We start from the raw sequence: 20,150 nt of genomic DNA, 5'->3' as shown, positions 1-20,150 counted from the left end.
ATTATTCCTCCATCTAGGACATATTTCTATGAACTTATTTCTTTTCTATAATTTTTGAATCAAGTTGATGATTAAATAATACCACGTTATATTAGTTTTTCAATAGTTTTATGAAATTAATTTTAATTTTAATTTTATTTTACTAACATAACTTTATTATTATGATCAAGCAAAAACAGCTCTACCTTACGATAGAGCTGTTTTAATGTATTTATTAATATATTAATTTTCACGTTGTCTTGCGTCACCAGCACGCTGAAGAGCACGACCAACATAGTTAATACTCAATGAAATTACCAAAAGTAAAATTGTAGCTGGGAGCCAAAGCCATGGACGGTTAATAACGTTAACTGGGTCATCAGCGAATCCAATTAAAGTACCAAGTGATGGTGTTGTAGTGGGTAAACCATAACCCAAGAAGGATAAACTAGTTTCAATACCAATGTTACCAGCAATAGTCAAAACAACGTCGATGATAATCATTGATGTAATGTTTGGCAAAACTTCACGGAACATAATTTGGAAGTTGGATGAACCAGAAGTTTTTGAAGCTAATACATAATCACGATCACGCTGTGACAAAATGAATGAACGGTAGTAACGCGCCGTCGTCGTCCACCCGAACATCGCAATTAAGAATACCAAAGTTACGGCATTGTAGTTAGGAATAACAGTAGTCAAAACAATGATAATTGGCATTTGTGGCAAAATTTGAACAAAGTCAACTATTCTCATGATAATATCATCAATTACGCCACCGTAGTAACCTGAAACCAGACCAACAATTAAACCAACAATTTCAGTAATTACAGTAACTGAGATACCAATCATGATAGAGTTACGTCCACCCATAATGAGCAGTTTCAAAATATCACGACCACCATCGTCAGTACCGAGTAAGTGACCAGCTTCACCCCAACCATAGTAGGCATCAGCAATGTTCATTTCGGTAACTTGTGCTCTGTTTAAGAACAATGATCCACCAAAAGTGAACAATAAAATTAAAATAATGATGATTAAAGCTGTACAAGCAGACTTAGAACGTAAGATTTCACGTACCGCCACCTTGAATCCAGAAGGTGGAAGAGTAGCCTTTTGCTTAGCGTCTTTCTTATTTGCTTTCTTTGTAGCAGTTTCTTTCTTTTCAGCCATTTCTTCTCTCCCTCCTATTGAATTCTAATACGTGGGTCAATAATACTCATGATAATATCTGAAAGCAAGTTACCAATTAAGGTCAAAATACCAAAGATAAGAATCAAGGCAGTTAAAGTAGTGTAGTCACGTTGACTAATTGAGTCAAGGAACAACTTACCCATACCAGGGTAACTAAATACACTTTCAATGATCATTGAACCACTAAGAAGACCGGTAATCGTGTTACCTAAGAAGGCAGCGATTGGCAATAATGAGTTTCTTAAAATATGCTTATGGAAAACAACATTTTCAGGAACACCCTTACTACGTGCAGTTCTTACGTAATCTTCAACCTTGTTATCAACGATACCAGTTCTTAAGTACTGAACTGTTCCAGTAGTCGCAATTAAGGCATACAGAATAGCTGGGAAGATCATGTGATCTAATCGACTAAGAAGAACTCCCCAGAATCCGGATGCACTGGCTGATACGGAACCTGAGATTGGGAACCAACCTAAGGTAAATCCGAATAACCACAAACCTAAGATATAGAATACGAAACCTGGTGTAGCTAAAGTAATGTAGTTAAAGATTTGTACACCATTATCTTGCCATTGGTCTTGGTGACGACCAGCGGTAATACCAAGAGGAATCGCAATACTATAACTTAAAATAGTTGTCAAAAGTGATAACCAGAAAGTATTACTTGCACGATCAGCAATTAATGATGTTACAGGTACGTGCTGGATATAACTTGTACCAAGATCGCCATGGAACAAGTTTCCTACCCATCTAAAGTATTGAACGTACCATGGATCATAAAGTCCAGCAGCTCTTCTTAAAGCTTCGATTTGTTTAGGGTCGGTGTTAGGGTTAATTGATCCACTAAATGGGTCACCTGGCATCATCTTAGCAAGCAAGAAGACCAACAGACTCAAGATAATCAATTGTGGGATCATGATTAACAAACGCCGTAAGATTGTTTTCCACATGCTTAATCACTCTCCTTTTCTTCTCGTTCTTCGAGTTTAGCTTCTTGAGCCATGTCTTCAGGCAATGCTACCCAGTGCTTAGGTGCTACCTGTTGCAATGGATATACACGGCCATTCTTGTCATACCATTTGCTTTGATTTTCCTCGAATTCTCTTTCTACTTGTTCACGACGCTTCTTGTGTTCTTCACGATGTTCAACATCAACTTGAGGAATAGCAGAAAGAAGTCGCTTAGTATAAATGTGAATTGGGTGCTTGTAAATTTCTTCACGACTACCTAATTCAACCAAACGACCACGGTGCATAATAGCCAAGTTTTCTGACATGTGCTTAACAACACCTAAGTCGTGAGAAATGAAGAGATATGCAATGTTGTATTGTTGTTGAATATGCTTCATGAAGTTCAAAACCTGAGCTTGAACTGATAAGTCCAAAGCTGAAGTAGGTTCGTCAGCAACAATTAATTTAGGATTAGTAGCAACGGCACGAGCAACACCAATTCTTTGACGCTGACCACCAGAGAATTCGTGTGGGTACTTGTAAATTGCATCGCTAGGCATCCCTACGATGTCAAGCAAGTCTTGTACACGATCACGTTCTTGATCGGTAGTCAAATTTTCAAAGTTTCTAATTGGTTCAGCAATGATGTCTTCAATTCTCTTACGTGGATTCAAACTTGACATTGAATCCTGGAAAATCATTTGAACATCTTTGTTATAATCAAGCTTCTTACGATTGCTTGCCTTAGTGACGTCCAAACCTTTATACATAATTTGGCCGCCAGTAACTTTTTCAACCCCAACAATTGCTTTACCGGTAGTTGACTTACCAGAACCAGATTCACCAATCAAACCGTAGGTTTCGCCTTCGTTAATTGAGAAGTTTACACCATCAACGGCACGAACATAATCTGTAATTCTGTTCCAAAAGCCGGAGCGAATTGGGTAATAGACTTTTAAATCTTTTATTTGGATAATTTCTTTTGTCATAAATTACTCCCCGCTTGCTGCTGTTGCTTTTTGCGTACTATCTTCATCCTCAAAGTGGAATGTCTTCCAGCAGGTACATCTTACCCAGTGGCCAGGTGCTACTTCATGAACACGTGGTTCTTCTTCATGGGCACTTGCAGGAATCCAAGGAATTCTTGCAGCAAATCGATCACCAGTACGTGGCATATTCTTAAGTGATGGTACAGTACCCTTAATAACATGAAGGTCTTCATCAGTATCATCAGATTGAGGCATGGAATTAAGAAGTGATCTTGTGTATGGATGAAGTGGATTTTCAAAAATTGTCTTTACATCTGATTTTTCAACAATTTGTCCAGCATACATAACTGCAACTTCATCAGCAGTTTCTGCCACAACGCCCAAGTCGTGGGTAATTAAAATAATACCTGAATGTGACTGCCTTTGAATATCTTCAAGCAAATCCAAAATTTGAGCCTGAATAGTTACATCCAAAGCAGTAGTTGGTTCATCAGCAATAATTACTTCTGGCTTACATGCAATAGCCATCGCAATAACTACACGCTGACGCAAACCACCTGATAATTCGTGTGGGTACATTTCGTACATTTCTTCAGGTCTAGGCATTTCTACTTGATTAAACAACTCAATAACGCGTGCATGACGTGCCTTTTCATCCATATCAGTATGGTAATAAAGAGTTTCGGCAACTTGGTCACCTACACGCATTAATGGGTTCAAACTAGCAAGTGGATCCTGGAAGATCATCCCGATCTTATCTCCACGAATCTTGTTGAACAATGATTCATTCAAACCAACAAGGTTCAATTCATTATAAAGAATGTCCCCTGTAACTTTAGTATTCTTATGGTCGTACAATCCAATAATACTTGAGGCAATAGTACTTTTACCACAACCAGATTCACCAACAATGGCTAAAATCTCGTCGCGTTTTAAAGTTAAATTAATATCGTCCGCAGCATCATAGAACTTCCCTTGCAAACGGTACGCCGTATGCAGGTGCTGTATATCTAGTAATAGATCACTCTGCTTTTCCAAAGGTTATTCCTCCATTTATAGCTTCTTTTATTAAAAGCTGTTTAATCTTTTTTATTTATTTTCTAATTATAAACACAAAGCTGGTCGTATGCAAATAACGACACGGCTTTTTTTCAGAAAATTAACCTTGATGTGACTTAATATATGATACAGCGTCACCAACAGTCTTAATTTTCTCAGCTTCGTCATCAGGAATTTCTGAGCCAAATTCATCTTCAAGTTGCAAGATAAACTCAACTAAGTCGATAGAATCAGCATCTAGATCATTTGTAAAATTAGTATTTTCAGTAATTTTATCTTGATCCACATTAAAGTTATCGGCAATTAGGTTTTTGATTTTATTGAAAATTTCTTCTTCTGTCATACAAATTCTCCTTTTTAATAAACTATTGTACTATTTTGTAGCGAATTCGTCTTTAAAATCTTGCACCAAATTTTCTTTAATCATTTTATCAACTTGTTTTAAAGTGAAATAAATTGGACTTTCATTTGAACGACCATGAGTTTTAACAACCGGTGCATTAACGCCAAGCAAAACTGCGCCGCCATATTTAGCCGTATCAAACTTGGATTTGAGACTTGATAAAGAGCCCTTTACCATTAAAGCACCTAATTTAGTCATAACTCCGCCATTTAACAGGCTATCCTTCAAAAGATGCAAAATAACGCTAGAAGTTCCCTCAATATTTTTAAGAACGGCATTGCCAGTAAAGCCATCAGTTACTACCACATCTGCTTTGCCTAATAATAATTCATTGCCTTCGATATTGCCTTGGAAGTTAAGATCGCTGTCTTTTAATAGTTCATAAGCAGCTTGGTGAACATCATCACCCTTGTCGCTTTCAGAACCATTATTTAACAGCATGATGCGTGGATTTTGAATACCACGAATCTTTTCAGCATAATAAGATGCCATTTCTGCCCATTGAAGCAAAAATTCGGGCTTGCTTTTAGCATTGGCACCTACATCAACCATGTTAAAGCCATCATCACTATTTTGAACTGGCAAAGTTGGCATTAAACCTGGACGAGTAATTCCTTTAATACGGCCAATGATAAAAATACCACAAGCAAGAAGTGCCCCAGTATTTCCTAAAGAAAGAAGGGCATCTGCTTTTCCTTCTTTAACAAAATTGGCCGCTACAACCATTGAAGAATCTTTTTTTCTTCTAATTGCCTTAACTGGTTCATCTTCATCTGCAATGATTTCGGTAGTTGCAACTACGCCCAATTGATCATTAATTTGATCCGAAGGAATTAACTTTCGCAGTTGTTCCTTATCACCGAATAGCAAAAACTTAGTGTCAGGCATTTCAGCTTTTGCTTTTAAAACAGCTTCAACGATTGCTTCAGGCGCATTATCTCCGCCCATAGCATCAATAGCAATTGTTCTCAATATAAGTCACCACAATCTTTTTAAATTCTATTTTGTTCTAATTGTTTATATTCTAGCACTTGTTTAAGCGTTGGATAATCAGCTAATTTAGGATCTTGTTGAACTAGATCTCGGGCTACTTTTTGTGCAACAACCAAGGTATTGTAGTTATTAACTACATCCCCCACGCGAAATTCCGGCAATCCGGATTGAGCTTTACCAAAAAGATCACCCTCACCACGCATTTTAAGATCTTCTTCTGCTAATTTAAAGCCATCATTAGTGGCGGCAATTATTTTCATTCTTGCCTTACCAGAATCAGTTTTAGGGTCGGCTACAAATACGCAGTAACTTTGCGTCTTGCCACGACCAATTCTACCGCGAAGCTGGTGCAGCTGGCTTAATCCAAAACGATCTGCATTATAAATGACCATCATATTGGCATTAGCTACATCGACTCCAACTTCAATTACACTGGTTGTCACTAAGATATTGATCTCTCCACTTGCAAAAGCAGTCATAATCTCATCTTTTTTAGGCCCTGGCATTTGCCCATGAAGCAAAACCACCTTTTGATCTGGAAAATCATGACTTAATTTAGCATGCAATTCTTCAGCATTCTTTAAATCTAATGTTTCAGATTCAGTAATCAGCGGCGTAACAGCATAAATTTGAAAGCCTTGATCAAGTTGATCCTGCATTTTTTGATAAACATCTTTCATCTGACTGCTAGTTTTCCAAGATGAAATAATAGGTTTTCTACCAGCGGGCATGTGATGAATTTCAGAAACAGTCATGTCCCCATATACTGTTAAAGCAAGCGTACGTGGAATTGGCGTAGCTGTCATTGCTAAAATATCAGGTTGATCGCCTTTATTGATTAAAGCTTGTCTTTGTCCAACGCCAAAACGGTGCTGCTCATCAATAATTACCAAACCCAGCTTCTTAAAAATGACATTTTCTTGAATTAAAGCATGTGTACCAATCACCACATTAATCGTACCATCCGTCAATTCGCGATAAATTTCTCTGCGCTCTAATGTTTTGGTATTACCTGTTAACAAAGCCACTATTACACCCAATGGGCGAAGCAATTCATCAATCTTTTTAAAATGCTGCGTAGCCAAAATTTCGGTTGGCACCATCAAGGCAACTTGATAGCCTGCAGTAATTGCTGCAAATATAGCATAAACAGCTACAACCGTTTTACCTGATCCTACATCCCCCTGCAACAAGCGACGCATCTGACCAGATGATTGCATATCCGCAAATATTTCATTAACAACTTCTTTTTGATCATCTGATAATTCAAATGGCAAAGAAGACGTCAATTGAGTTATTTCCTTTAAATCATAATTCTTAGGATAGCCTGCTTGTTTGCCATCATGATTAGCCAAAAGTGCCAGCTGTAATTCAAAAATGAAAAATTCTCGAAAAATAGCACTTCTTTTAGCTAAATTTGCTTCAGTACTATTTTTAGGATGATGCATTTTTTGAATAATCTCTTGATCAGTTAATAAGCGATATTTTTCTCTGATATTTTCAGGAACAATATCACGAACTTGATCTAAAAAACCATCTATTGCCAAGTTAATTAAACTAACTAGCTTTTTTTGTTTAACATGCCGATTAACCGGATAAATTGGTGCCATGCCACTGTCATTTTCTTTGGCTGCAATAAACTTAAAAGCCGAAAGACTTTGCCGAGCAACATTATATTTGCCATAAATGGCTACTTCTTCGCCAATTTCAATCTTGCTCTTAAGCCATGGCTGATTAAAAAAATTGACCATGATTACATCATGGTCAATTCTCATCTTGAAACTTAGGCGGTTCTTTTTATAGCCAAAACGACTAACAAATGGTTCAGTTGCTGCAATTCCCTTTAGCACTACCTTTTGACCATCCATGATTTGATCTAAAGGCAACGTCTGCAATTCGTCATAGCGAAAAGGAAAATAAAAGAGCAAATCATAAATACTATAAATGCCTAAGCTACCTAAATCAGCCGCAGTTTTTGTCCCTACACCTTTTAAATCTGTTACAGGAGCAAATAATGCGTTTTCTATCATTTTATTCAACTGATACTAAGAAGAAATATACAGGTTGCCCACCGTCATGAATTTCAAATTCAAGATCATCATGACTAGCTTCAAGAGCTTCAACAACTTGTTGTGCTTCATCTTCGCTGGCATCACGACCATACATAATGGTGATGATTTCTGAATCGTCATCAAGCATCTTTTCGATCATTTCAGTAGTGGTCTTAATTAAGTCAGCGTTATCTACCTTAATGCTGCCATCGACGATACCAAGATAATCGTCTTTATGAATTTCAACATTATCAATTTCAGTATCACGAGTAGCTTGAGTAACTTCACCTGAAACCACAGTATCAAGTTCATCTGACATTGCTTCTACATTTTCATCTACAGATGCAACTGGATCAAATGAAAGCATAGCAGTTAAACCTTGTGAAATAGTCTTGGTTGGTACAATGCCTACTGGGATATCACTAACCTCGGCAGCTTGTTTAGCAGCCATAATAATGTTGCCGTTATTTGGTAAAAGAAGGGCCTTCTTAGCACCAGACTTCTTAATTGCATCAATAAAGTCTTGAGTGGATGGATTCATTGTTTGACCACCAGAAATGATGCGGTTAACGCCTTCGCTTTCGAACAACTTACGAATACCATTACCTGAGGCAACAGCAATAACTGCGAAATCAACTGCTTCTTGTTGTTCTTTATCTTGATCAACAATACTTTCGTGTTGAATTCTCATGTTATCAATCTTAATCTTGCCCAATTGACCAAATTGACTACCGTATTGAAAAACATCACCAGGATGTTCAGTATGTACGTGAACTTTAGCAATTTCACCATCTGAAACAGCCAAAAGTGAATCACCTAAACCAGATAAGTGCTTTCTGAATTCTTCAAGATCAAACTTCTTCTTATTTGGCACATCAGCATTAAGATCTACCATAATTTCAGTACAGTAGCCATTCTTAATATCTTGAGTTGACAATTGACTTTGAACTGAAGATTGGTGGTGCATTGCATTGATCATTTCATCCATTTCATTTTCATCTGGTTGATATTGATCTGCAAAGTTTTCACCAAGAATTCCTTCAAGGAAACCTTCATAAATAAAGAGCAAGCCTTGACCGCCTGAGTCAACTACGCCAACTTGCTTTAAAACTGGAAGCAAATCTGGAGTAGACTTAAGTGCCTTCTTAGCACCTTCAACTACAGCTTGCATTACTTCAGTAACATCATCAGTGTCATTAGCTTTATTGGCACCTTCTTGAGCAGCAACACGAGCTACAGTTAAAATAGTTCCTTCAACAGGCTTCATTACAGCTTTATAAGCTGTAGCAACACCGTTTGAAAAAGCATTGGCTAATTCTTGGGCTGTCAAAGTTTTCATCCCTTGCGTAGCCTTATAAAAGCCTCGAAATAATTGTGAAGTAATAACCCCACTGTTACCACGAGCACCCATTAACATTCCTTTAGCCAAGCTTTCTGTCAAATCCCCTACACTAGTGCTAGGATTCTCAGAAACTGCTTTTGCACCACTTTCAATGGTCAAATTCATATTAGTACCAGTATCACCATCAGGAACTGGGAAAACATTTAATGAATTAACAAATTCAGCATTTTTACCAATTCTGTGAGTGGCAACTCGTACCATATCTCTAAATTGCTTACTATCTATCTCATTTAAAACCACTATTCATAACCTCCGCTTGCGTTATTCGTCAAGTACCTTTACACTTTGAACGATTACATTAACGGCTTTAGTGTTAATTCCTAATTGATTAGAAAGATTAAATTTAACACTATCTTGAACATTCTTACTTACTTCAGAAATCTTAAGCCCATAGCCTACGATAATGTACACATCAACAGTGATTTCGTTATCTTCTGACTTGACAACAACACCGCGCTTATAATTGGCACGATTAAGAATTCCATCGAATCCATCACGAATGGCATTTTTTGAAGCCATTCCCACAACGCCATAATTAGACGTAGCTGCGCCACCAACAACAGTTGCGATTACACCGTTTGAAATATCAATCAAACCATCTTTTGTCTTGATCTTAACAGCCATGTTCTTCCTCCGTCTTATTATCTACATATACGATTATTATTTTATCATAGTACTGCCACAATCAATAAATAAAATACGTCTTAAAAAAGTTGAATTGCGGCAAAACATATGATAACCTAATTAAGTATGACACCATAATAAAGGAGGTTTAGCAAATGGCTAAAGATTACGTAACAGGTAAGAAGACCACATTCGGTAACAAACGTTCACACGCAATGAACTCAGCTCGTCGTGCTTGGAAGCCAAACCTTCAAAAAGTTCGCATTCTTGTTGACGGTAAGCCAAAGCGCGTATGGGTTTCAACCAAGGCTTTAAAGTCTGGTAAAGTTACTCGTGCCTAATAACCAGCCTTGCAGATTTATCTGTGAGGTTTTTGTTTGCAAAAAATAATGTGCACCATTCATGCACCAAAAAAGGACAGCTGTTTTTCAGTTGTCCTTTTTAATTTATTTCATAATATTATTATTTTTATCATCATCTGAAATTTCATCAGCTATTCTTTCCTTGATTGGAGTATAGGCATATTCAGTAATCAATTCGCCTAACTTAGTTGGCAAGCCTAAGTCTTGGTAAGTAACATTTCTGGCAAGACCATTAATAGTTGCTACTTCCTTCTTATTTTTCTTATCAAAAACGTGAACATGGTTCTTGTGCATGTAATTTTCTACATTTTGTTTTGCACGATCAAGTCTTGCTTCATAGCGGCCATCTTCAAAGCCAGCTACGTTCTTTTCAAAATCAATATATTTCATAACTATTTTTCGATTCTTTTTTCTTTATTTTAAACCTATTTTTAAAGATTATGAAAGCGATTAACATCTTTTGAATAAATTGCGGCAATCATTCCCAATTTAAAATTAATTTCAAATTGGGAAGTATTGGGTAAAAATTCATTCGAAGAAAATACTCGTGGATAATCTCCGGAATAATGATGCAATTCATACCTTGCACGCAAAATATTAAAATCTTTAATCGCTGCCAAACTAGCAAAACCAATATAAGGATAATCTGCTATTTTTTCTATCAGATGAAGCCCAGGATTGAAAAAGATTACTTTGTTTTGCTTATCTACTATTGAAACTTGTTCCGCAAACTTTCGCAAAGATGGATTGAGCAGCATTAATAAATTAATCAAAAAATGATCTATTCTGCCTCCCGTTGCACCATAAATATTCAGACTATTGATTCGATAATCTTCAAAAACGGTATGTAGCATCAATTCAGAATCAGTTAAGTCTTTGACTGGATTAGAATAGCGGATATCTTTTACATTGCTTTCAATCTTAGCCAAATCAGCCTTTTTTAAAGAATCAAAATCACCTAGTGCTAAATCAGGAGTTATTCCCAATTCTTCTAAATATAAAGACCCACGATCTACTCCAACAATGAGATCTCCCGCTTTTTTTGCATTCAAAAATTTTTCTTTAATATCAGCCGGCCACAAATCTGTTGGTCCACCTAATAATGCATGTACCTTCATTATTTAATAATTTTTTCTAATTTACGTACTTGATTAGCAATATTGCCGTTTTCATATAGATATGAACCTACAACAAAAACATCGGCACCAGCGTCTTTAGCGATTTTAATTGTGCGATCGTTAATACCGCCATCAACTTCAATAGGCATATTTGGACCCACAATTTCTCTAACTTGCTTGATTTTCTCTGGAGAATCGGCAATAAAACTTTGACCACCAAAACCTGGGTTAACGGTCATTACCAAAACTTGCTTAATTTTAGGCAAAAACTTTTCGATAACATCAGCTTGAACATCTGGTTTAATTGCCAAAACAGCCTCGACACCATTAGAAGCCAAATAATCAAGCCAATAATTCAACTTAGATTCACTCATAGCACCATAATGCAGCTCCATGATATCTGCTCCTGCAGCCACAAAAGCAGGAATAAGATCATCAGGATTGTTACTCATAAAGTGAATCTCGGCATCTGTCATAGGAAATTCACGCTTAAAATCACTAATCAGTTGTGGCCCAAAAGATAAATTGGGCACAAAATGTCCATCCATGATATCGATATGGAAACGATCAATTCCCACTGCAACAGCTTCTTTAATATTTTCTTTTAAGTTCAAATTATCTGCGTTCAAAATTGATGGCGCAATAATCATTTTCTTCTCCTATTATTTCAAATATTCAGGTAATCGGCCTTCACTAATTTCTGTTCGCATTGCCAAATAATCATCATAACGATGTTGCATTATTTGGCCTTCTTCAAGCAGCTTTTTGACTTCACAGCCAGGCTCTTTTAAATGCTGGCATCCTCTAAATTTACATTTGCTGCTAGCACGTTTAAACTCAACAAAATAGTTGCATAATTCGTTTAACTTAATTGGCGTTAAATCAATCGAAGAAAAACCAGGCGTATCGGCTAAAAATCCTTCGCCCAACTTAAACAATTCGACTTTCCTAGTAGTGTGCTTACCACGATTTAAACTAGCAGAAATTGCTCCTGTCACTTGATTAGCATCCTTCTTCAAATGATTAAGCAGAGTTGATTTGCCCGCACCGGATTGCCCAGCTAGCGTCCAAATTTGTCCTTCTTTAATCATTTGTGGAATCTTGACCTCTACATCATGGTAATCAGTAAACACGGGATAACCAATTTTTTGGTAATATGCTAAATCTTCTTTAATTTTAGCTAGCTTATCGCCTTTTAATAAATCAGGTTTGGATAAATAGATAGTGACCTTTACTTTTTGCCAAGAGAAGAAAGTTAAAAAACGATCTAGTAATTCTAAAGAAAAATCAGGTTCAACTGCAGAAATCACTAATAATATATGACTAACGTTTGCTACAGCTGGTCGGCCTATTCTATTAAACCGCGGTAAAATCTTTACCAAATAACTCATGCCTTGATCATCTATTTGAATTTCTACACGATCACCTACTGCAGGTTTTTGCTTTTTTTGACGAAAAACGCCGCGAGCACGCGTTCTAACGATACCCGCAGCAGTTTCCACGTCATAATAACCAGCAATTAACCCTACAACGGTTCCTTCTGCTAGTTTCATTTATTTTGTCACCTTTTCATTTAAAACAGTTTCTCTATTACGAACTACTCGTAATTGACCATTCCCATTCTTAAGAGAAAATGGAATTGAAAAACTCATATCACGTTTAATATACAAGTCACGATAGATATTACTTAACGAGTGATCATCATCTTTGATATAAATCTGAACATGATCACCTTTGCTGCTGTCTTCTTTATTAGAGGCATCTCCACTCTTGCTATCGGATTTATCATCCTTATTGAGATCGGTGCCTATATAATTAACAGTAAATGTCTTAGTAATAGTAGTATCTTTTTCTTCCTTTGGACCGCGTGAAACCTTAATTGTTACGGTAGATCCACGTTCCACCTTGGTACCAGCCTTTGGTTGCATTGAGATAACCAGGCCTTTTTCAACTTCATCAGAATATTCTTGATTAATCTGTAAAGTCAAACCATGTTCTTTAGCGTAGTCCTGTGCACTCTTCAATGAATAATTGTGCAGATCCTTCAAGGTTACAGTGTTTATCTTCGGCTTTACTTGTTTGCCACGAGAGACCACTAAAGTAATAGTTGTCTGCGTTGGTTTTACTTCTACCCCAGCAGCAATACTTTGAGAAATAATATTATCTCTAGCTACTTTATTTGAATACTGGTCTTCTCTAACTACATCAAAGCCTTGATTTTCCAGCTTTTCTGCAGCTTCATAATAATTATCCCCAACTACATTAGGAACTTTTACCATGCTTGAACCACTAGATACGATCAAAATAATAGCTTTTCCTTGATCCATGCTATTACCTGCAGCTGGTTTAGTACCGATGACATGTCCTTTTTTAATATCGTCAGATTGTCGCTTAACCACCTTGCCTATTTGCAAGCCAGCAGCTTCTAATTTCTTTTCGGCACTTTTTTCAGTTATATTGGTCACATCTGGAATATGCACTTGATGTGGTTTATTATTACTTCCACTTAGTGCAAAGATCATAATAAAGATAATTAATCCTGTAGCAATGATTGAAAAGATCCACCACCATTTATGGCTCTTTACATTCTGCCAAAAATCTTTTTTCTTTTCTTTTTTATCAGGTTTAGTTTCTTCGTCAGATTCTGTCGGCTGCTCTTTTTCTGGAGCTTTAAAGCCAGGCAAAACGATTGTTTTATCATTATTATTTCCATGATTAGGTACAAAAACCGGCTCGTCTGCCCGTTCTGGATCTAAACTGCTATCTAAATCAGCCTGCATTGCTTGAGCTGTAGCATAACGATCTCGCGGATCTTTAGCAGTAGCCTTTAAAACAACATTTTCTAAGGCTTGCGGAACACTATGATCCTTCTTTCGAATAGAAGGTATCGGTTCCTGCGCGTGTTTTAAGGCAATCGAAACAGGAGTATCACCATTAAATGGCACGGTTCCTGTAATCAATTCATACAAAATAATTCCTAAAGAATAAATGTCTGACTGCTTAGTAACCAACCCACCTCTAGTCTGTTCGGGCGACATATAATGAACTGATCCCATAACAGAATTAGTCTGTGTAACAGAGCTCTGATTCAAGGCAACCGCAATTCCGAAATCAGCAATCTTAATATTGCCTCTCTTATCCATCAGGATGTTTTGCGGCTTGAGATCACGGTGAATCACATTATGTTTATGGGCCAGAGCAACAGCGCTCAGGATTTTGTCCATGATGCGAATTACTTCATGCAAATCTAAAGGAGCATTTTGGCGAATATATTCTTTTAAATCAGGACCATCAACATATTCCATTACCATATAATGCAATCCATGATCAGTGCCTACATCAAGAACAGAAACAATATTAGGATGACTTAATTCACTCGTGGCTAAAGCTTCTCTTTTAAAACGAGCTTGAGTTTGAGGTTCATTTTGTAAATCTAACCGCAGGATTTTAACCGCAACTTTGCGTTGCAGAATAATATCTTCGGCTAGATAGACATTAGCCATACCGCCTTCGCCTAAAGTATCAATAATGCGATAGCGTTCACCAAGCAGATAACCTTTATCGATCACTGCTCTCGTCCTCCTTATTCCAAATTAGGCAAACGGTAATATTATCACCACCACCTAATCGATTGGATTCACTAATTAATTTATTGCATCGCTCTTTTAAGCTTAATTCTTTTGTAGCTAAAATTTGCTGTATTTGGGGATCACTAAGTGAATTAGTTAATCCATCCGTACAAAGCAAAATAATATCATTTTCGTCGAGCTTAATTTCCTTAATTTCAGGGTCAATTGTGCTAGATACGCCCAAGGCTTGAGTAATAATATTTTTTTGAGGATGGTGCTTAGCTTGTTCCTTAGTAATTTGCCTCATTTTAACTAATTCATTAACCAAAGAGTGATCCTCAGTCAATTGAACAAATTTTCCTTCAGAATAACTATAAGCACGTGAATCACCTAAATGAGAGATCAACGCATTATCCTTAAACGCAAAGGCTAAGACAATTGTGGTCCCCATCCCGTTTAAATCAGGAAATTTATCAGCTGTTTTTAAAATTATTTCATTTTCTGAATTTAATTGTACATCTAACCATTTTCGAGCAATATTGGCATCGGTAAAGTCCGTCATGCCAAAATTATGTCCTAAATGAGTTACGGCCATTGTGGAGGCAACATCGCCGCCTTGATGACCGCCCATACCATCACAAACAATCGCTAAGGTAACACCCTCACGATTCTCAAAAACTTGTACAAAATCTTGATTGCTTTTTCGTACCTTGCCGATACTTGAAGCGTATGCTGTTTCTATCAAAAATCTAACCTCGTAATCTAAATTTTGCAATGAAAAATCCATCATTGCCATCTTGATCAGGCATTATTTTTAACATTCCTGTCTTGGACTCAAGCTTGCTTAATGAAAATGGTTTTAATTCAAAACCAGGATGAATTCGCAAGAATTGCTTAACTACTTCTTCATTTTCTTCCATTGAAATTGAACAGGTTGAGTATACTAACTCTCCCTCTGCTTTTAACAATTTGCTAATAGAATCTAAAATCGTTAACTGAATTTTTTGTAAGTTTCTTAAATCTTGCAAACTTTTAGTATAACGAATCTCAGGTTTACGTCTTAATAACCCTAGTCCTGAGCATGGAGCATCAACTAAAATTTTAGTAAATTTGCCTGCTTTAAATATTTCATGTGCTTTTCTAGCATCACATGCCTTAGTTGTTACCTTATCTAAAACATGCATCCGCCGTGCATTTTCTTTTACTAAACGCAACTTCTTTTCATGAATATCTAATGCAGTAACATCACCGTGGATATTTTCGGCAATCTGTACGGTTTTACCGCCAGGTGCACTACATGCATCTAAAACATGTTCAGTTTGATTTTGATCAAAATCAAAAGCTTCTACCACTAAGCTAGCGGCTTCATCTTGAATTGTCAACTTTCCCTGCTCAAACAAATCATTCTCACTAATACCACCATGATTTAAGACGGCATCATTAAGAGATAAATTGGACCATTCTGGCTGATATCCTTCTTTTTTTAATTGATCAAAAACTTTGTTTCTATCTGCTAATGATGAAATTCGTACACTATTTTTAGCCGGGTCATTAATACTGCTCAAAACCGACTGAGCTTTTTGCATGCCCCAATTATCAATTAAATATTTAACTAGCCATTCAGGAACACTTTCCTTAATACTTAAATATTTAGTAGTATCTTTTTCATCGGGCAAAATCACGCCGCGTCTAATAAATGCACGCAAGATTCCGTTCACTACTCTATAGCCTGACGAATGATGTTTGCCAAACTGCTTAGCTAACTTGTTTGCTTCGTCTAGCACAGCACGATTAGGAACCTTATCCAAAAATATTATCTGATAAAGAGACATTAATAAAAGTGGCTTCAAATATTTTTCAGTAATTTTTGTTTTTAACAATCCCGTCAATTGATATTCCACAAAAAGACGATACTGAATCGTACCATAGACAATTCTAGTCGCTAAATTTTGATCTGCAATTGATAAGTCAGAATGCTTCAAACTATTATTCAAACTAATATTTGAATATGAGCCATTTTGTAAAACTTTAATTAAAGTCTCTAAGCTAATTGCACGGGCACTTTTATTTGTCGACAATTTCTTCTCCTGGGGCAAACTTGCTGCCTTGACCATTTAAAAAGTTCTTAATATCCATCTTCTTCTTGCCACTTGGTTGTACCTCAAGCAAGTTCAAAACAGTACCATCTGCAAAACTAATTGCAAAGCAGCCCTTATTAGCCACTACACAACCCGGCTTTAAATCAGTACTATCCTTAGCTACTTCTGCTTTCCAAACTTTAAAACGCTTGCCTTCAAGCATCATGTAAGCACCTGGATCTGGATTAAGAGCACGAATCATGTTATTAGCCTCAGTAGCTGTCATAGTAGGAACGATTCTTTCTTGCTCTTTAGTAATGTTAGGTGAAAAGACTACCTTATCTGGATCTTGTGGGATCTTCTTAACGCTGCCATCAATAATCGAAGGCAAAGTTTCTAATAACAAGTCTCTACCTACAATTGATAATTTGCTAAACAAAGTACCAGCATTATCATCTGGTTCAATCTTAATTGCCTTTTGAGAATAGATATCACCAGCATCCATCTTCTTCACCATTTCCATAATGGTAATACCAGTTTCTGCATCCCCATTAATAAGTGAATATTGAATTGGCGCACCACCACGATATTTTGGCAAAAGTGAACCATGAACGTTAACAGCTGCAATTTTTACTGAGTTTAAAAACTTAGTTGGCAAAAATTGACCATAAGCAGCAGTAACGATTAAGTCGGCATGCATATCAATCACTTGTTGCATTTCTTCTGAGCCAGATAATTTTACTGGTTGAAAGACTGGCAAATCATGCTTTTCTGCAGCAATTTTAGCTGGAGTCTTAGTAATTTTTTGCTTACGGCCTACTTTTTTATCAGGCTGAGTTACAACAGCCTTAATTTCATAATTATTTTTAATTAAACCTTCTAATACTGGAACAGAAAATTCTGGTGTTCCCATAAATATTACTGATGTCATCAAAGCATCTCCCTTACATTATTCTTTCTGGTTCATTATCGATAAAAATACTTAATCCATATTTTTTAGCTTCTTGAGCAGAATCTTGAACATGGTGTAACAGTTTATTCAAATTTGGCTCTTTTTTATATTTTACCAGTATTTGGTAATAATATTGATTTTTTACTCTAGAAATTGCACTTGGGGATGGTCCTAAGATTATCACTTGATTATTCAAATGCTGCAATAAATATCGTTTAATCTTAAATGCTTCTCTAGCAGCATTTTGCTCTTTTTTAGCAGCAACTGATATTAATACTGTATAAAAATATGGTGGGTAATTACCAACATAACGCATATGCATTTCATAACCATAAAATCTTTCATAATCCTGCGTTTGTGCCAATTGAATGGCATAGTGCTCTGGACTATAAGTTTGAATTAGAACTTCGCCTTCCTTGTCGGCTCGGCCCGCACGGCCTGCAACTTGCGTTAATAATTCAAAAGTTTTTTCCGATGCATTATAATCAGATAACCATAATCCCGTATCCGCGTTAATTACGCCAACTAAAGTTACATTTGGAAAGTCCAATCCTTTAGCAATCATTTGAGTTCCTAGCAAAATATCCGCTTCATGATTACCAAATAAATCTAGGATGCGTTTATAACTACCTTTTCTTCTGGTGGTATCAACATCCATTCTTAAAATTCTAGCTCCTGGCAAAAGTTCGTCAAGTTCTTCTTGAACTTTTTGGGTTCCCGTTCCTAGGAAACGAATCTTTGAACTCTGACAATTAGGACAACGAGTAGGTATTGGCTCTGTATGCCCACAATAGTGACATTGCATGCTATTAGTATCTTTATGCAAGTTAAGCGAGACATCACAATTAGGACATTTCAAAACAAAACCACATTCCCGACAGAGCATAAAATTAGCAAAGCCACGCCGGTTAAGCATTAAGATAACCTGCTCTTTTTTCTCTAGTCTTTTCTTAATGGCGTCAACTAATTCAACGGATAGATCAAATTGACCACCCGCAAATTGAACATGTTTAAGATCAATCAAATTAACTTTCGGTAATTTCTTGTGATTTGCGCGTTTGGTTAACCGCAATAAATGATAGATATCTTTTTGAGCGCGAGCACGACTTCCAAGCGATGGAGTGGCACTCCCTAGTACTAGTGGGCAATGATGATACTTGCTGCGCCAAATTGCCACATTTTTAGCATTGTAGCGCGGATTGGTCTCTTGCTTATATGATGATTCATGTTCCTCATCAATTACGATTAAGCCAATATTATCCAGCGGTACAAAAACTGCACTTCTTGCTCCAACTACTACTTGAATTTCGCCGCGGCGAATTCTGCGCCATTCATCATATTTTTCACCTTCAGATAAAGCACTGTGCAAAACAGCCACCTTATCACCAAAACGTGCTTTCACTTGTTTAACCATTTGAGGAGTCAACGAAATTTCTGGCACTAGCATCAAAGCATTTCTTCCTTGAGCTAAAGCTTGCCCAATTGCATGTAAATATACTTCAGTTTTTCCGCTGCCAGTAATTCCCTCAAGCAAAAAAGTTTCTGCTTTATGCTGATCTATAGCTTTATTAATTTGATTTAATGCAGTTTGCTGTTCATCGTTTAAAGTTACCGGAACCGGCTTTTCTTCATCTTCAAAGCCAGCTAAAGGATTACGATAAACTTCAACAGCCTTTCTTTTTAACCACCCTTTTTCAACGGCAGAATTCAAACTAGCTGTAGACAAACCCAATCCCTTTATTAAACTACTTTGACTTTTAGGATAATCATCTTTGTTTTCAATGATATCCATAATCAATTGCTTTTGCTTAACTGCATTTTGGCGCAAAGTATTATAAATTTTAGTATATTCCGCAGAATCAAGCGTCAATTCATATTGGTTTTCTTTTTTCTCTTTAGCCCTATTTTCAACAACATATTCTATTTTGGCATTATCACTTTTTAACAATTGATGAGCCTTTTTTATTTGCTTCAGATCCGTCATTTTGGATAAATCAACTGGATCACCTTGAAAAAAGGGTATCTGCTTTGCTTTTTCATTTGCAGGCACTAATAGTTTGCGATAACCTGCTCGCATTACCCATGGCAGCATAGCCTGCAAAATAGTTATTCTATATGAAAAAATATTTTGTGCTAAATTTTCAGATAATTTGATTAATTCCGGCGTAAGTGGTGGCATTTCATCTACTTTGACTAGTAAATCCTTCAGTTTGCCTTTAAATTGACTTTTTTCTTCTATACCAACCACAAAGCCTTGTACTTTTCTCCGACCAAATGGCACTATTACCCTTGAACCGATTTTTACATCTTTTTCTAATTCAGCCGGAATGTGATATTCAAAAATACGATCCGTTTGCTTAGCTGCAACATCAACAATAACCTGAGCAATCATCTAATCACCTGTAAAAAAGACCTCCACCCAAA

19 protein-coding genes are annotated in these 20,150 nt (G+C 36.6%); 1 reads left to right on the top strand and 18 read right to left on the bottom strand.

Features of this window, described 5'->3' with window-relative positions; genetic code table 11:
• Nucleotides 1–222 precede the first annotated feature (222 nt).
• From AADV52_RS01830 to AADV52_RS01790, 9 genes are all read right to left on the bottom strand, one after another.
• Nucleotides 223–1,152 (bottom strand): ABC transporter permease, encoded by a 930-nt coding sequence (locus tag AADV52_RS01830; protein WP_014918598.1) that lies wholly within the window; start codon nt 1,150–1,152, stop codon nt 223–225.
• 14 nt (nt 1,153–1,166) lie between these two features.
• Complete coding sequence (gene opp4B / locus AADV52_RS01825) at nt 1,167–2,126, bottom strand: oligopeptide ABC transporter permease (RefSeq protein ID WP_012212411.1); 960 nt, start codon at nt 2,124–2,126, stop codon at nt 1,167–1,169.
• A 2-nt stretch (nt 2,127–2,128) separates the two neighbouring features.
• Nucleotides 2,129–3,115 carry an ATP-binding cassette domain-containing protein gene (locus AADV52_RS01820; protein WP_014918597.1) on the bottom strand — a complete coding sequence of 329 codons (987 nt, stop codon included), beginning with the start codon at nt 3,113–3,115 and terminating at the stop codon, nt 2,129–2,131.
• A gap of 3 nt (nt 3,116–3,118) precedes the next feature.
• Nucleotides 3,119–4,153: an ABC transporter ATP-binding protein gene (locus AADV52_RS01815; RefSeq protein ID WP_014918596.1), complete on the bottom strand. Its 1,035-nt coding sequence runs from the start codon at nt 4,151–4,153 to the stop codon at nt 3,119–3,121.
• 121 nt (nt 4,154–4,274) lie between these two features.
• Nucleotides 4,275–4,517 carry an acyl carrier protein gene (gene acpP / locus AADV52_RS01810; protein ID WP_014918595.1) on the bottom strand — a complete coding sequence of 81 codons (243 nt, stop codon included), beginning with the start codon at nt 4,515–4,517 and terminating at the stop codon, nt 4,275–4,277.
• A gap of 30 nt (nt 4,518–4,547) precedes the next feature.
• Nucleotides 4,548–5,549: a phosphate acyltransferase PlsX gene (plsX, locus tag AADV52_RS01805; protein ID WP_014918594.1), complete on the bottom strand. Its 1,002-nt coding sequence runs from the start codon at nt 5,547–5,549 to the stop codon at nt 4,548–4,550.
• A 20-nt stretch (nt 5,550–5,569) separates the two neighbouring features.
• Nucleotides 5,570–7,600, bottom strand: a complete 2,031-nt coding sequence (recG, locus tag AADV52_RS01800) for an ATP-dependent DNA helicase RecG (protein WP_014918593.1) — start codon at nt 7,598–7,600, stop codon at nt 5,570–5,572.
• Between the two features lies 1 nt (nt 7,601).
• On the bottom strand, nt 7,602–9,263 hold the full coding sequence (locus tag AADV52_RS01795) for a DAK2 domain-containing protein (protein ID WP_014918592.1): 1,662 nt from the start codon (nt 9,261–9,263) through the stop codon (nt 7,602–7,604).
• Nucleotides 9,264–9,284: 21 nt separating this feature from the next.
• Nucleotides 9,285–9,647 (bottom strand): Asp23/Gls24 family envelope stress response protein, encoded by a 363-nt coding sequence (locus AADV52_RS01790; RefSeq protein WP_003547910.1) that lies wholly within the window; start codon nt 9,645–9,647, stop codon nt 9,285–9,287.
• Between the two features lie 155 nt (nt 9,648–9,802).
• Here AADV52_RS01790 and rpmB point away from each other — a divergent pair, with 155 nt between their 5' ends.
• The gene (gene rpmB, locus AADV52_RS01785) at nt 9,803–9,988 is read left to right on the top strand and encodes a 50S ribosomal protein L28 (RefSeq protein ID WP_014563392.1); all 186 of its coding nucleotides are present in this window, start codon (nt 9,803–9,805) and stop codon (nt 9,986–9,988) included.
• A gap of 105 nt (nt 9,989–10,093) precedes the next feature.
• Here the strand turns inward: rpmB and AADV52_RS01780 are convergent, their stop codons facing one another.
• The 9 genes from AADV52_RS01780 to priA are packed head-to-tail and all read right to left on the bottom strand — an operon-like array spanning nt 10,094 to nt 20,118.
• Entirely contained in the window at nt 10,094–10,399 is a 306-nt protein-coding gene (locus AADV52_RS01780; protein ID WP_014918591.1) for a hypothetical protein, read from the bottom strand.
• Nucleotides 10,400–10,440: 41 nt separating this feature from the next.
• Nucleotides 10,441–11,127 carry a thiamine diphosphokinase gene (locus tag AADV52_RS01775; RefSeq protein WP_014918590.1) on the bottom strand — a complete coding sequence of 229 codons (687 nt, stop codon included), beginning with the start codon at nt 11,125–11,127 and terminating at the stop codon, nt 10,441–10,443.
• Complete coding sequence (gene rpe / locus AADV52_RS01770) at nt 11,127–11,777, bottom strand: ribulose-phosphate 3-epimerase (RefSeq protein WP_014918589.1); 651 nt, start codon at nt 11,775–11,777, stop codon at nt 11,127–11,129. Before rpe ends, AADV52_RS01775 begins: the two co-directional genes overlap by 1 nt.
• A gap of 12 nt (nt 11,778–11,789) precedes the next feature.
• On the bottom strand, nt 11,790–12,680 hold the full coding sequence (rsgA, locus tag AADV52_RS01765) for a ribosome small subunit-dependent GTPase A (protein ID WP_014918588.1): 891 nt from the start codon (nt 12,678–12,680) through the stop codon (nt 11,790–11,792).
• Nucleotides 12,681–14,696 (bottom strand): Stk1 family PASTA domain-containing Ser/Thr kinase, encoded by a 2,016-nt coding sequence (gene pknB, locus AADV52_RS01760; protein ID WP_014918587.1) that lies wholly within the window; start codon nt 14,694–14,696, stop codon nt 12,681–12,683.
• Complete coding sequence (locus AADV52_RS01755) at nt 14,686–15,441, bottom strand: Stp1/IreP family PP2C-type Ser/Thr phosphatase (RefSeq protein ID WP_014918586.1); 756 nt, start codon at nt 15,439–15,441, stop codon at nt 14,686–14,688. Before AADV52_RS01755 ends, pknB begins: the two co-directional genes overlap by 11 nt.
• A gap of 4 nt (nt 15,442–15,445) precedes the next feature.
• Nucleotides 15,446–16,810 carry a 16S rRNA (cytosine(967)-C(5))-methyltransferase RsmB gene (gene rsmB / locus AADV52_RS01750; protein WP_080588351.1) on the bottom strand — a complete coding sequence of 455 codons (1,365 nt, stop codon included), beginning with the start codon at nt 16,808–16,810 and terminating at the stop codon, nt 15,446–15,448.
• Nucleotides 16,761–17,705 carry a methionyl-tRNA formyltransferase gene (fmt, locus tag AADV52_RS01745; protein WP_014918584.1) on the bottom strand — a complete coding sequence of 315 codons (945 nt, stop codon included), beginning with the start codon at nt 17,703–17,705 and terminating at the stop codon, nt 16,761–16,763. The genes rsmB and fmt overlap by 50 nt, the downstream gene beginning before the upstream one ends.
• Nucleotides 17,706–17,718: 13 nt before the next feature.
• Entirely contained in the window at nt 17,719–20,118 is a 2,400-nt protein-coding gene (gene priA / locus AADV52_RS01740) for a primosomal protein N' (protein ID WP_014918583.1), read from the bottom strand.
• Nucleotides 20,119–20,150: the final 32 nt, after the last annotated feature.

Source organism: Lactobacillus helveticus, assembly GCF_046109915.1.
Lineage (GTDB): Bacteria > Bacillota > Bacilli > Lactobacillales > Lactobacillaceae > Lactobacillus > Lactobacillus helveticus.
Note: the sequence above shows the minus strand (reverse complement) of the source record. Positions and strands in the feature narration are given on the sequence as shown.